General features: G+C 64.7%; 11 protein-coding genes and 2 pseudogenes. 9 read left to right on the top strand and 4 right to left on the bottom strand.

Translation table 11 applies throughout. The features are described 5' to 3' along the window. Positions 1-1,116, top strand: a pseudogene (locus D588_RS27520) (tetratricopeptide repeat protein); the annotation flags it as partial. Here the strand turns inward: D588_RS27520 and D588_RS26305 are convergent. Then, positions 1,068-1,388, bottom strand: a complete 321-nt coding sequence (locus D588_RS26305) for an NHLP-related RiPP peptide (protein WP_081613457.1) — start codon at positions 1,386-1,388, stop codon at positions 1,068-1,070. The pseudogene D588_RS27520 and the gene D588_RS26305 overlap by 49 nt on opposite strands. A gap of 107 nt (positions 1,389-1,495) precedes the next feature. Here D588_RS26305 and D588_RS0102395 point away from each other — a divergent pair, with 107 nt between their 5' ends. Beyond that, the gene (locus tag D588_RS0102395; RefSeq protein WP_026143286.1) at positions 1,496-2,665 is read left to right on the top strand and encodes a putative peptide maturation dehydrogenase; all 1,170 of its coding nucleotides are present in this window, start codon (positions 1,496-1,498) and stop codon (positions 2,663-2,665) included. Positions 2,666-3,314: 649 nt separating this feature from the next. Here the strand turns inward: D588_RS0102395 and D588_RS26310 are convergent. Continuing rightward, the gene (locus D588_RS26310) at positions 3,315-3,659 is read right to left on the bottom strand and encodes an NHLP-related RiPP peptide (protein ID WP_157836395.1); all 345 of its coding nucleotides are present in this window, start codon (positions 3,657-3,659) and stop codon (positions 3,315-3,317) included. 559 nt (positions 3,660-4,218) lie between these two features. Between D588_RS26310 and tnpA the strand changes: the two are divergent. Continuing rightward, positions 4,219-4,632 (top strand): annotated as a pseudogene (gene tnpA, locus D588_RS26315) (IS200/IS605 family transposase). Between the two features lie 231 nt (positions 4,633-4,863). Here tnpA and D588_RS0102410 read toward each other — a convergent pair. Beyond that, a complete protein-coding gene (locus tag D588_RS0102410; RefSeq protein WP_026143287.1) occupies positions 4,864-6,486 on the bottom strand; it encodes a SulP family inorganic anion transporter in 1,623 nt (540 codons plus the stop codon). A gap of 305 nt (positions 6,487-6,791) precedes the next feature. On the opposite strand from D588_RS0102410, the gene D588_RS0102415 reads away from it, so the two are divergent. From D588_RS0102415 to D588_RS0102430, 4 genes are all read left to right on the top strand, one after another. Next, entirely contained in the window at positions 6,792-7,223 is a 432-nt protein-coding gene (locus tag D588_RS0102415) for a hypothetical protein (RefSeq protein WP_017914839.1), read from the top strand. A gap of 234 nt (positions 7,224-7,457) precedes the next feature. Next, positions 7,458-7,661, top strand: a complete 204-nt coding sequence (locus tag D588_RS0102420; protein ID WP_017914840.1) for a hypothetical protein — start codon at positions 7,458-7,460, stop codon at positions 7,659-7,661. A 37-nt stretch (positions 7,662-7,698) separates the two neighbouring features. Continuing rightward, the gene (locus tag D588_RS0102425) at positions 7,699-8,799 is read left to right on the top strand and encodes a DUF3182 family protein (protein ID WP_017914841.1); all 1,101 of its coding nucleotides are present in this window, start codon (positions 7,699-7,701) and stop codon (positions 8,797-8,799) included. 2 nt (positions 8,800-8,801) lie between these two features. Then, the gene (locus tag D588_RS0102430; protein WP_017914842.1) at positions 8,802-9,692 is read left to right on the top strand and encodes an alpha/beta fold hydrolase; all 891 of its coding nucleotides are present in this window, start codon (positions 8,802-8,804) and stop codon (positions 9,690-9,692) included. A 252-nt stretch (positions 9,693-9,944) separates the two neighbouring features. Here D588_RS0102430 and D588_RS0102435 read toward each other — a convergent pair whose 3' ends face one another. After that, entirely contained in the window at positions 9,945-10,262 is a 318-nt protein-coding gene (locus D588_RS0102435; protein ID WP_017908078.1) for a hypothetical protein, read from the bottom strand. Positions 10,263-10,592: 330 nt separating this feature from the next. Between D588_RS0102435 and D588_RS0102440 the strand changes: the two genes are divergently transcribed. Further along, positions 10,593-11,423, top strand: coding sequence for a p-hydroxycinnamoyl CoA hydratase/lyase (locus D588_RS0102440; protein WP_017908079.1), 831 nt, complete (start codon positions 10,593-10,595; stop codon positions 11,421-11,423). Positions 11,424-11,505: 82 nt separating this feature from the next. Beyond that, positions 11,506-13,234: feruloyl-CoA synthase (locus D588_RS0102445; RefSeq protein ID WP_017914843.1), on the top strand; the 1,729-nt coding region annotated here is incomplete at its 3' end.

A 13,234-nucleotide genomic window follows, 5' to 3' on the forward strand; every position in this document is an offset into this window, starting at 1 on the left:
ATGTATCCGGATTTTTATGCGGGAATTGCAGAAAGCGCCTGGTACCAGTTCAATTCTGGAAACTACGATGCCTCATTGAGTGAAGTCGATGGATTCGCGGTGCAGCAAAATCCTTTAAGGGATGTTGCCTTCGAGCTAAAGGGACGTTCGCTCTTGGCTAAAGAGGACTATGCGGATGCCGTTGCCGCATTTTCGACGGCCGAAGACATCGGTGGCTACAAAAAGACGAGATATCACGCGGCAGCGTTAGCCGCATCTGGAAATTTTTCTGACGCACGGAAAATACTCGACTCCCTTTCCATGAGCGGCATGGGCGGGGATGGCATGCTCAGCATCTTCGAGAAAGTAGCCGTTACAGTGGACCAAGGCAGTCTCGAAGATGCGCGGGCACTGGCAACACAAGCGGCAAGCGGATCCTCAGATGTTCCTCCCCTGCCCAAATATCCGCTGAGGGTTATGGCTAGTACGATCAAGTACCTGGTCGAGCCCGATGCCATGGACTTGGCCGGTCTGGATCGGCTGTTTGACGAAATAATGAGGGAGGTTGCCGAGGGCGATGTCCGCGACCGCGACGACCTGTTGGTGAATGCTCTTGCGGTCATCAGGTTGGCGCAAAGAGCGGGCCATGTCGCCGCGAGTGACAGGATGCTCGCATCCTTGCTGCCACTCGCTACAAAGACCAGCAACCCTGTTGTGCATCAGTTCGTCGCGATTGCAAAGGCGGAAAAGTTGCGGCTAATGAAGGCCCCCGATCAGGCGGTCAGCTATCTCTCTACCAAAATCGACGGTAACGAACCTTTCCAGATGCACGTTGCCTTGCGCGATGCGCTTTATGCGGCAGGACAGTACAAGCAGGCGCTGCAACAGGATTACTGGATAGCCCGCCACCGCGGATTGGCTTACGCGGAGCCGTTCGGAGGCCAGGCTTTCCAGAGTATGAACATTGCCGATTGTACTCTCGCCCACCTGAGCTCGGCGCGGACCTGGGGCGCCATGGGCGATGCGCAGCAGGCGCGGCAATCACTCTCGAGCTTTCGCCGCGACTGGCCTATAGACAGGCTTCCCGATTACTTCCTGCGAAGGCTCGAATCCACTTCTCCGGCCTCGAAGCAGTGAACGACATGGTAGGCCGTTTTCGATGTCAGGGATTCAATCAGAAGATCTTTTGCAGCTGCCAGTTCTTCTTTGGGCGCAAGGTTCTTGACATCAAGACACTTGTCTTTACCCAGCGCCACTTGAATGATGTCCTCGGGAACCCCGACTTCTTCCATCGCCTTTGCGGGGTCGGTGACAAACAAGTTGCGGAACGCGTCGTCGCTGGATAGCTTGTCGATCAAGTTATAGGCGGCGTCGTGGCTAAACGGAGTGTATTCGTCATTCTGGCTCATCGGGGTCCCCTGATTTTGTAGTCATGCGACGCAGGCATACGGTCGCAGTTGCTCGGTGGATCTTTTGAAGAATTTTTATTGTCGTGGAAGTCCTTTGTTGAGGGTTTATGCGGTTACGTCGGTGTGCAATCGTATTCTTTGAAAATCGCGAAAGTGTGTCCGTGGATGTCAGGTCGCTCCTGTCGGGGGGGAATGGACTGGCGCGCGAGCGACGTTGGCTGGCCCTGGCCGCGCATGTGGACGGCGAGATAGACGTGAGCGAAGTCGAACGCGAAATCCTGGGGGATGTGGGTCCTGGCGAATGGATCGACGATGCGCGATTAGAAGGCTATCCGAAAGAAGCCGTCAAGAGGCTCTTGTCCCATGGTCTGCTGATTAGCGACGACGAGGATTGCGAGCACCGGCGGCGCGACGACGCGCTCCGCTGCGGACACTGGTGGCCCATGGCCGCGTTGATGCACCGGCATAGCCGTTGGCAGTCGGTGGACAGCGTAACGGCAATGGCCGAGGGCGAGATGACGACCGCTGTGGAGTTGCGAACCAAGCTGGGTGCGCCGCCGCCTGCGGTAAGCGAACGTGGTGATGCACTGAATCGGATACGGATGCCGCGTTTGCCTGAGGACGAGTTTGATGGCCTGCTCGCAAAGCGAACGACATGCCGCAACTTCGACATCCAGCGCTCACTGTCGCAGGAGTTGCTTGCGAGAATGTTGCAGCGCGCTTTGATGGCGCACGCCCAGGTACGCGTACAGGAAGATACCGTCTTTCTTAAGAAGTACGTTCCCTCCGGGGGAGGGTTGCATCCGGTAGAAGCGTATTTGCTGGTGAATCGCGTCGAAGGCTTGGCCCCAGGGTTGTATCACTACCACCCGATCGAACACGCACTGCAGCCTCTGCCGCCGCCGGAAGCGCCGTTGGACGTATTTGCCAGATTGGCACTTGCAGGTCAGCACTGGTTCGCTGATGCGCCGGTCATGATCGTTCTGGTATTGCGGTTTTCACGCAGTTTCTGGAAGTACCGACTGCATGCCAAGGCATACCGAGCGGTGCTTTTGGACATAGGACATATCTCACAGATGCTGTACGTGAGTGCCACGCAGCTGGGCTTGGGAGCGTTCGTGACATCCGCCATCAACGAGGCCGACATCGAGAAAGCTCTAGCTTTGGACCCGATGCAACAAGGTGTGGTGGCGGTCTGCGGCTTTGGCTGGCGCGGCGAAAAAATGGAGACCAGTGAGTTCGACCCAAGAAACGAGGTGTGGTCTAAGGACGGTTGAATATCAAAGGTGATTTAAAAGCGTACCTTCGGGTGCCGGCTTGCATTCGAAGGAGACCTGTCTGATCGTGCAGCGCGTCGACAGTGTTGTGCTAGAAATCTAATCGTATCATTTGGTCAGTCGTGCATTGGAGCCGATCGCGACCAGGCATGATGCGCTACCGGGCCTGATAGCAGAAGCATCGGCTGGCCAACATGGCACTCCAATGCTCATGTATTGCTGGTGCTCATTACACGCTTCGAGCGAAGCTTCTGGAGGTGCTGACGGCATGCAAAAGCATCGCTTGCCACTATTTTCGATGTCGGTGATATCGCCAAGAAACCGTATCCGAGCGCGACCGAGCTTGGTGTGGACGCATTCGTGAATTCAGCGATTAACGAAGTGAAAATCTAAGCGCATTTGGTGTTGGATCCGATGCAAGAAGGACCGATGGCTATTGGCGGATTCGATTGGCGAGCTGACGAGATTGGAAAAGTGAGTTGGATCCATTGCGCAAGGCGCGGCTCGAGAAATAAGAGTGAGCGGCGAAGCCCATATCGGGTGCGCTAGACTCGGAAGAAGTGGCGCGCCGACGGTAAGTTCCTGGCGATCTGATACAAAAAAACACCCGGCGAGCCGCTGCTCGCCGGGCTTTTCCTCAGAGTAAGATCTAATTGTTTTTGTTGACAAATTTCTTGGACAATTTTCCGGATTCAAAATAGTGTGGATTCTGGAATGCGGTACGCGACGTCAGATAATTGTAAAGATGCACTCTCGATGCGTTCAGTTCTTCTTTTGATGCAAGCTTTTCCGTGGTCATACAATCGCCGGATTTTACGTCTTCCGGATAGATTCCGATAAGGGAAAGCGCTGCAATCGGATCTGCTTCAAAATTTGCCCTGAACGCGTCGTCCTCTACAAGCAACGTCAATAGTTGTGTGGCTTGTGCGTCGGTTATTTTGCTTGCTGATGCGCGTGCGTCTTTGCTCTTTTGAAGTTGCACTGCAAGGTTCATGACTTTATTCCAGTTGATTGACCGGTCTCGGTGCGCCGATGCGCGTCGCCACACGCAAATAGTCGGCGCAGCCCACATTATCATGAACGTGGTCGCCGGATGGGTCTAGATCAGAACCGCGCCATTTTTAAAAAATCACGGTGTAGGGGAGCTCTGCTAACCGGTCGGCCTGCCGCATCGGTGAGGTGCGGGTGAGCGAAAACGCACGCCAGGCTGCATCAGCTGTACGCGTCCTTCCACGCCCTCGTACGCTTGCGACCGATTGCTTCCGTGCCACTGAGCATGGCGGCGACAGGACGTTGCTTCCTGCGCCGATGCCGCCTTGCCCATGCACGGTCTTGCCGCCTGAGTGGCAAGGCGCTGTTGATACGTGCAACGACGCGTATCGGTGGCGGCGGGCTACCGCAACGATACTTCGACCGCGTCGCCATTGCCCCTAAACCAACCTGAGAGTTCCCCCGGCGCTGCCGGGCAGGCAGTAGAAGTTTGACGTGTCCGGGAGTCCATCCCGGAGACTCCGCAACGTGAGCCGCCAAGCACACGAGACGGAGAAACCGAGATGGATGAGTTTGAGAGCTCAAGTCACAACAGTTGGGAGTGCCTGTACTACGTTGTGTTCATACCGAAGTGTGGCCGTAAGACGCTAGATGTGGGTCTGAGGACGCATATAGGAGAAGTGTTCCTACGATTGGCCGAGCAGAAGGAGAGCCGGGTCGAGTAGGACCATCTGATGCCAGGCCACGTCCTTATGGTGCTGAAGATTCTGCCGAAGTACGCGATGCCGCAGGTGGTGGGCTATATCAAGTGCAAGAGCGCCATCCACCTAGCGCGGGTGTATGGGGAGCGGAAGCGGAACTTTGTAGGGCAGAGCTTCTGGGCGCGAGGTTGCTTCGTTACGACGGTAGGTCCGGATGAAGGGTTGATCCGGGCATACATCCGAAACCAAGAGGCTGAAGATCGGCGCTTGGACTAATTGCAGTTGCTGAGGTAGTCGGCCACCTTCAGGTGGCCCTAATAAGGGAGGCGCGTAGCGCCGCCGTAGCCGCTTTTAGCAGCTCACATCTCTAAAGCCCCCAGCTTTGCCGGGGGATATTTACTCGGCCGATGTCGTCGCCATGTCGGCACGCGGGACGGCGCGCGGCGTGACGGCGCACTGCGCCGTGCCGCTGTGCCGCTGTGCCGACACGATCATCCCGGCCGGGCCTCAATGCAGTGGAACGCTTTCCACGTCATCGCGCTGGTGTCTGCCCAGCCGCCCGACCATCGCTGCACTGTCCGGGTTCAGTCCCAGCACCTGGACTTGCGCGCCGTGGCGACGAAATTTCATCACCACCTGATCCAGCGCGCCGATCGCGCTGATGTCCCAGACGTGCGCGTCGCTCAGGTCCAGGGTGACCCGCGTTGGCGCGTGGGTGAAGTCGAAGGCGCCTGCGAAGCTGCCGGCCGAGGCGAAGAACAGTTGGCCGCGGATGCGGTAGGTGTGGCCGCCATCGGCGTCCTCGCTGCGCGCGATGTGCAGCATGCGCCCGACCTTGCGCGCGAAGAACAGCGCCGACAGCAGCACGCCGGTGAGCACGCCGCGCGCCAGGTCGTGGGTGGCCACGGTCACCGCGACGGTGCCGAGCATCACCACACTGGAGCTGGTCGGATGGGTGCGCAACTGCGCCAGCGAGCGCCAGCTGAACGTGCCCACCGAGACCATGATCATCACCGCCACCAGCGCGGCCATCGGGATCTGCCGTACCCGGGCGCCGGCGAACACCACCAGCAGCAACAGCACGCTGCCGGCGATCAATGCGGACAGCCGGCCGCGCCCGCCGGACTTCACGTTGATCACCGATTGCCCGATCATCGCGCAGCCGGCCATGCCGCCGAACAGGCCGCTGACGATGTTGGCCACGCCCTGGCCCACGCATTCGCGGTTCTTGTCGCTGGGCGTGTCGGTCATGTCGTCGACGATCTGTGCGGTCATCATCGACTCGAGCAGGCCGACCACGGCCATCGTCGCCGCGACCGGGAACACGATCCGCAGCGTTTCCAGCGTCCACGGCACGGCCGGCAGCAGCAGGCTGGGGAGGCGATCGGGCAGTTGTCCCTTGTCGCCGACGGTGGGCACGTGGATGCCGAAGTACAGTGTCAGCCCGGTCAGCAGCACGATCGCCACCAGCGGCGGCGGCACGGCCAGGCCGCGCGTCCAGCGGTGCCCCAACAGCAGCGCCGCGGCGCCACCCACGGCGACCGGCAGCAGCATCCACGGCGCCATGCTGCCTGCGGTCAAGGCGGCGCCCAGCACCAGCAACCACAGGCCGATGCCGGGAAAGCTGCGCCGCGACAGCCAGGGCAGGCCGTAGATCAGCAGCAGACCCAGCGCGACCAGCGGGTAGACCGGGACGGGCACGCCGATCAGTTCGGGCAGTTGTGCCATGAAGATCAGGATCGCCAGCGCATTGACGAAGCCGGTGATCACCGAGCGCGAGACGAAGCGCATCAGCGCGCCGAGCTTGAACAGCCCGGCCAGGATCTGCAGCACGCCGGTCAGCAGCGTGGCCGCGAGCAGATAGGGCACGCCGTGCTCTTTGACCAGGCCGATCATCAGCAGCGCCATCGCGCCGGTGGCGGCGGAAATCATGCCGGGGCGCCCGCCGGCGAAGGCGATGGTCACGCAGATGCAGAAGGCGGCATAGAGGCCGATTTTGGGATCGACGCCGGCGATGATCGAGAACGCGATCGCCTCGGGAATCAGCGCCAATGCCACGACCAGGCCGGCGAGCACGTCGCCACGGAGATTGCCGCACCAGGACTGGCGCAGGGAAGAGGAAAATTTCAAGGTAAACGCTCCCGACACCGCCCTGTCGCAGGGCAGCGCTCGCTGTATGCAATGGAAAACCAACAACTTGCGGCCTGCCGTCGAGGCGGGCCGATGCAAGCTGCGGGTGTCAGGGTGGCGTCATGGGAAGCGCGTAGTGAGAGAGCGGCGCGAGCAGGCGCGCGGCCAGTATACGCGATGGCTGCCGCCGCGCCCGCTGTGACCGCCTGTACGCTGCCGCTGCCGCTGCCGACGCACGACTCACGTTGCGCTCACTTTCGACGCGCAGAATGTGCGGATCGCAATGCCGTATCGTGGAGTCGGCCATGCAGGATCTTCGCATCGATCATGTCGATGGCGCCTTGTCTGCCCTGGACCAGGCCGACCCGCAGTACAAGGCCGCGCTGTGGCAATGGGCGTGCCTGGAAATGCTGCACGAGACGCTCACTGCCATGCACCAGCTCTCGCACCGCGCCGGCGTGGCCGAACTGGTCGCCGACGCCTGGCTGGCCCCGGTCGACGTCATCGCCCCGGAGCAGCCCTTCCTGGAGCGCGCCGCGCTGGCCGATCCGCGCGTGCAGGCCTTCGCACTGGCGCTGAATGCGGCGGCATCGCGGCAGTCGCGCGCCGACTTGTGGCGCAGCGGCTATGCCAGCGCGGTGCAGGCCACCTTGCAGGGCATGCAGGCGCTGGCCGGCAAGCACCGGATCGATGCCCGCTTGCCCACCCACCATGCCACGGCGACGGCGGCGGCCTGAGCACGGTGTCGACCACGGCGTTCGTGCGTTGCTGCGCTGACGATCGACCGTGATGACGCTATTGCTCGCACCGACTGTGTGCTCGCACTGAGTCCTCTTTACCGCAAGCGCGACGCGCATCGCCGACGCGATGATGCGGTTGACCGGACGCCGCCGGCCCTGGTTTTCGCGCGATGACACGCGCACCACATCGCGTTCACCCCCATGCGACAGCCCGCGCGACAGCCTTGCGCCATGCGTCACGACGACCGCCACTCTGCGGCCCCTCCTTCCGCGTCCGCGCCCCAGCATCGACGCGCGCGCGATGCCAGCGGCACGTCCGAAGCCGCTGCCTGGTGGCGGCAACTGCGCGCCAGCCGCTGGCTGCGCGTGGTTGCCGCGCTGCTGGCGCTGGCCGCGGCCGCCGTGTTGCTGCTGCAGTGGTACGCCCATGGCTGAGGCAGCGCGTCTTTCCGATCCGCACGGAGCGTTCCGCATGGCCCGATCCACCGCGCATGCCAATGTCCGCGCCTGCCAGGTGCGGGAGACCGTGTCCGGGGGCCACGAGGCAGCCACGCATGCCTGGGTGGTCGCCGAAGTGGGGCGGCTGATGCACCTGCCCGTGCACGACGAGCGCTGTGCCGCCGGTGCGGGTGCGTTCTGCGTGCCCGACGACACCCTGACCACCGCGCAGGCCGAGCAGATCGGCGTGCACGCGGCGGCCGATCTGCTGGGCGGTGTGGTGCCGTACGCCTTCGTCGCCACCAAGGCGATCAGCCATCCGCTGATCGAGATCGATGCGCAGTCACCCGACGGGTGGCAGCCCGACCTGGGCGCGGCGCTGGCGTCCGCCACGCTGCCGGGCTACGCCGCCTTCAGCGCTGCCGATGCCCGACGCGCGTACGCGCGCTTGTGCGACGGCGGCCCGGTGCGGCTGAAGCTGCCGCACGGCGTCGGTGGGCTCGGGCAGGTGCTGCTCGGCGACGCGCAGGCGCTGGATGCGGCGCTGGCGACACTGCCCGCGCACGCGTTGCGCGAGCATGGGGTGGTGCTGGAACGGCACCTGCAGCAGCCGACCACCTTCAGCGTCGGCGAAACCCACTGCGCCGGCGTGACCATCGCCTACTGCGGCACGCAGTCGGTCACCCGCGATAGCAGCGGCCGCGAGGCGTACGGCGGCTCGGAACTGCAGGTGATCCGCGGCACCCTCGACACACTGCTGGAGCAGCCGTTGCCGCCACGTCAGCGCACCGCGGTGCTGAAGGCGCGCGACTACGATCGGCTGGTGGCCGCGGCCTATCCGGGCTTCTATGCGTCGCGGCGCAACTACGACGTGATCGAGGGGCTGCTTGCCGATGGCAGCATCGCCTGCGGCGTCCTCGAGCAGTCCTGGCGCGTCGGCGGCGCCACGCCGGCGGAACTGGCCGCGGTCGCTGCGTTCCAGCAGTCGCCGGCGCTGCAACGCGTGGTCGCCGCCACCGTCGAGCGCTATGGCGCGCATCCGCCGCCGCCGGCCGGGGCGCAGGTGTACTACGTGGGCGAAGAGCCGCGCACCGGCCTGCTGACCAAGTACCGCTACATGCGCAGCGTGACCTGACCATGGAAGCCGAACTGTCCAGCATCGACATCCCGGTCGACGGCGCGGCGCTCAGCGGCACCTTGCTGACCCCGACCAGCCGCCTGCCCGGCGTGCTGTTCGTGCACGGCTGGGGCGGCAACCAGCATCACAACCTGGTGCGCGCGCGCGAGGCGGCGGGGCTGGGTTGCGTGTGCCTGACCTTCGACCTACGTGGCCACGAAGGCCTGGCCGCGATGCGCGAGACGGTGACGCGCGCGCAGAACCTGGACGACATCAAGGCCGCCTACGATCGCCTGGCGGCGTCGCCGCACGTGGATCCGGACGCGATCGCGGTCGTTGGGCTGAGCTACGGCGGCTACCTGGCCGCGTTGCTGACGCTGGAGCGGGCGGTGGAGTGGCTGGCCCTGCGCTCGCCGGCGCTATACAAGGACGCGCACTGGGATGGTCCGAAAGTCGCGCTGAACCGCGATCCCGATCTGATGCCCTACCGCAACCGCGTTGTGACGCCGGCGGACAACCGCGCCCTGGCGGCCTGCCAACGCTATCGCGGCGATGTGCTGCTGGTGGAGGCCGAACGCGACACCATCGTGCCGAGCCAGGTACTGCACAACTACGCGGCAGCGTTCTCCAACGCGCGCTCGCTGACCACGCGCATGATCGCCGGCGCCGATCACGCGCTGACCGAGAAGGCGCACCAGGCCGCCTATACGCGCCACCTGATCGACTGGCTGACCGACATGGTGATCGGGCGCCGCGTGGCCCTGGCCAGCCGCGTGGTCGAACAGCGCAAGCAGCGCCTCAAGCGCAGCGAGGGCGAGGCGGCGACGGCGCCCGGCAAGGGATCGAACGCGTTCCATGGGCGCCTGGAAGCGAAGGAGCACAGCGCCTCGCCACCCGCTTCGTCGCGTTGAGGCGCATGCGGTGCCGGAGGCGTGCAACAGCAACACGCGGCGCAAGCCGCGGTGTGCCGTGCGCGCGATGGGCTGCTATCCGGTTGTCGCCGCTGCGCCGGGAGACGGCGCCTCGGGGGCGCCTTCCATCGCGACCGAAGACGCAGCGTAGCAGCGGCGTGCGCCGCGACAGGCATTCTCGGTAACGCCCGTCGCGGCTGAAGCCGATCCTACGCGGGCAACGACGAGATGCCCCGCTGCGCGAGGCGCTCCTCAGTGACAACGCCCCGAATGCGCCAGGTGCTGCCAGGCATGCCGCACCAGCCAGCGCGCCTCGTCCCACGGCACCGACAGCATCGGCGCGCACTGGTGATAAGCGTCCTGCAGCACGCGGTACAGCTGCGCCTCGTTGGCGCGCGGGTAGGCCAGGTACACGTCATAGCCGATCTTCAGCAGCTGCGCGTAGTCGGCGAAGCCCTGGCGGCCGAGACGGCCCTCGGCATGGGCCTGCTGCCAGTACGCCATCTCGGCGTCCAGATCGATGCTGACGCGAGCGTGGGTCGGTTGGTCAAGCGCGGAGACGGTGTGCATCACATCACCCCGGTGTCGACGGAACCCCTGTGGGCTGGATGCTAACCCGGGACTGAACGTCCCCTGTGAGCATTGCGTTCACCGGGCGTGAAGACTCGCGGCGACGTGGCGGCGGATCCAAGGTCCTGGGATGGCTTGCTCCCTTCGCGAGTCCAAGCAATCCGTATCGCGGTTGCTGTCACCCCGCCCATGGGCGTGCCGCCATGCTCCCGCCACAGCGCCGCCCGCCATGCTGCACTGCAGCTTGCGCAGAAATAATGATGATCTATAACTATTATCAGACCTAAGTGATCCGCTCTCTCTCTCCCCCCTCTCCATGCAGGCCTATCCATGAGCAGCTACCAAGACCGCTGGCAGACCGTCCAGGTCGAGATCGACGCAGGCATCGCCTGGGTCACCCTGAACCGGCCGGACAAGCGCAACGCGATGAGTCCCACCCTCAATCGCGAAATGATCGACGTGCTGGAGACGCTGGAGCTGGACAGCAGCGCCGAGGTGCTGGTGCTGACCGGCGCCGGCGAATCCTGGTCGGCCGGCATGGATCTGAAGGAATACTTCCGCGAGACCGACGGCAAGGAAGAGATCGTGCAAGAGCGCATGCGCCGCGACTGCTCGCAGTGGCAGTGGCGCCTGCTGCGCTTCTACAGCAAGCCGACCATTGCCGCGGTCAACGGCTGGTGCTTCGGTGGCGCGTTCTCGCCGCTGGTCGCCTGCGACCTGGCCATCGCCGCGGACGAGGCGGTGTTCGGGCTGTCGGAGATCAACTGGGGCATCCCCCCGGGCAACCTGGTCAGCAAGGCCGTCGCCGACACCATGGGCCACCGCAACGCCATGCTCTACATCATGACCGGGCGCACCTTCACCGGCACCGAGGCGGCGCAGATGGGCCTGGTCAACGCCAGCGTGCCGCGCGCGCAGTTGCGTGAGGAAGTGACCAAGCTGGCGCAGGAACTGCAGCAGAAGAACCCGGTTGTGCTGCGCTTCGCCAAGCACGGCTTCAAGCGCTGCCGCGAGCTGACCTGGGAGCAGAACGAGGACTATCTGTACGCCAAGGTCGACCAGTCCAATCACCGCGATCCCGAGAAGGGCCGGCAACAGGGCCTGAAGCAATTCCTGGACGACAAAACCATCAAGCCCGGTCTGCAGACCTACAAGCGCTGACCCGTCGCGTCGCCTGCGGCCCCGCGGGGGCCGCGGCGGCGTTGCCGCACGCCGTGCCGTCTCTCTCCCCCGGATGGTTCCGATGAATGCCGCTGAGTCCGTTGCCACCGCCGCGCGCTACCGTCCTGTCGGACTGAGCCACGCGGATACCGAGGTCCACCGCGATGCCGACGGCGTGCTGCGCCTGCGCGCGCGCGAACCGCTGGCGCCGCTGCCCAGGCACCTGCTGCAGCGGCTGCAGCACTGGGCGCTGCAGACCCCCGATGCCACCTTCGTGGCGCAGCGCGACGACGCCGGGCAGTGGCGGCGCCTGAGCTACGCGCAGATGCTCGAGCGCACGCGGCTTATCGCCGCGCATCTGCTGGACATGGGCCTGTCGGCGCAACGGCCGCTGGCGATCCTGTCCGGCAACGATCTGGAACACCTGCAACTGGCGTTCGCGGCGATGTACGCCGGCATCCCGTACTGCCCGGTGTCGCCGGGCTATGCGTTGCTGTCGCGCGATTTCGCCAAGCTGCGGCATGTGGCCGAGGTGCTGCGCCCAGGCCTGCTGTTCGCCAGCGACGGCGCCGCGTTCGCCCCGGCGATCGCGGCGGTGTTCCCCACCGATGTCCCGGCAGTGTGCGTGCGTGGCACCGTGGGCGATCGTGCCTGCCTGCGTTTCGAGGAGTTGCTGGCGCCGCGTGCGCTGGACGCGGCCGATGCCGCCTTCGCCGCCTGCGGCCCGGACAGCATCGCCAAGTTCCTGTTCACCTCCGGCTCCACCCTGCTGCCCAAGGCGGTAATCACCACCCAGCGCATGCTGTGCGCGAACCAGCAGATGCTGCTGCAGACCTTCCCGGTGCTCGGGCAGACGCCGGTGCTGGTCGACTGGCTGCCGTGGAACCACACCTTCGGCGGCAGCCACAACATCGGCATCGCCCTGTACAACGGCGGCAGCTTCTACCTCGACGACGGCAAGCCGACCCCGGCGCTGTTCGAGCAGACCTTGCGCAACCTGCGCGAGATCGCGCCCACCGTGTACCTGAGCGTGCCGCGCGGCTGGGAACAACTGGCGCAGGCGCTGGAACAGGATGCGGCGCTGCGCGAGACGTTCCTGTCGCGCATGCGCATGTTCTTCTTCGCCGCCGCGGCGTTGTCGCAGGAAGTGTGGGACCGCCTGGAGCGCATCGCCGAGGCGCATTGCGGCGAGCGCATCCGCATGCTCGCCGGTCTGGGCATGACCGAATGCGCGCCGTCGTGCACCTTTACCCACGGCACCAGCAATACGCCTGGCGACGTCGGCGTGCCGGCGCCGGGCTGCGAGGTCAAGCTGGTGCCGGTCGGCGACAAGCTGGAAGCGCGCTTCCGCGGGCCGCACGTGATGCCGGGTTACTGGAACGCGCCGCAGCAGACCGCCGAGGCCTTCGACGAGGAAGGCTTCTACCGCTCCGGCGACGCGCTCAAGCCGATCGATCCGCAGCATCCCGAGCGCGGCCTGCTGTTCGACGGCCGCCTGGCCGAGGACTTCAAGCTGTCTTCCGGCGTGTTCGTCAGCGTCGGCCCGTTGCGCACGCGGGTGCTGATGGAAGGTGCTGCGTACGTGCAGGACGTGGTGGTCACCGGTGCCGACCGCGACACCATCGGCCTGCTGCTGTTCCCGCGGCTGGACGCGCTGCAGGCGCTGTCCGGGCTGCCGGCGCAGGCCGAGACGGCGCAGGTGCTGCAGGCGCCGCCGGTGCGCGCCTGGCTGCAGCGGCTGCTCGACACGCTCAACCGCAGCGCCACCGGCAGCGCCAGTCATGTCGCGCGCGCGGCGTGGCTGGGGGAGC

This window comes from Xanthomonas sp. SHU 308 (genome assembly GCF_000364645.1).
Lineage (GTDB): Bacteria > Pseudomonadota > Gammaproteobacteria > Xanthomonadales > Xanthomonadaceae > Xanthomonas_A > Xanthomonas_A sontii.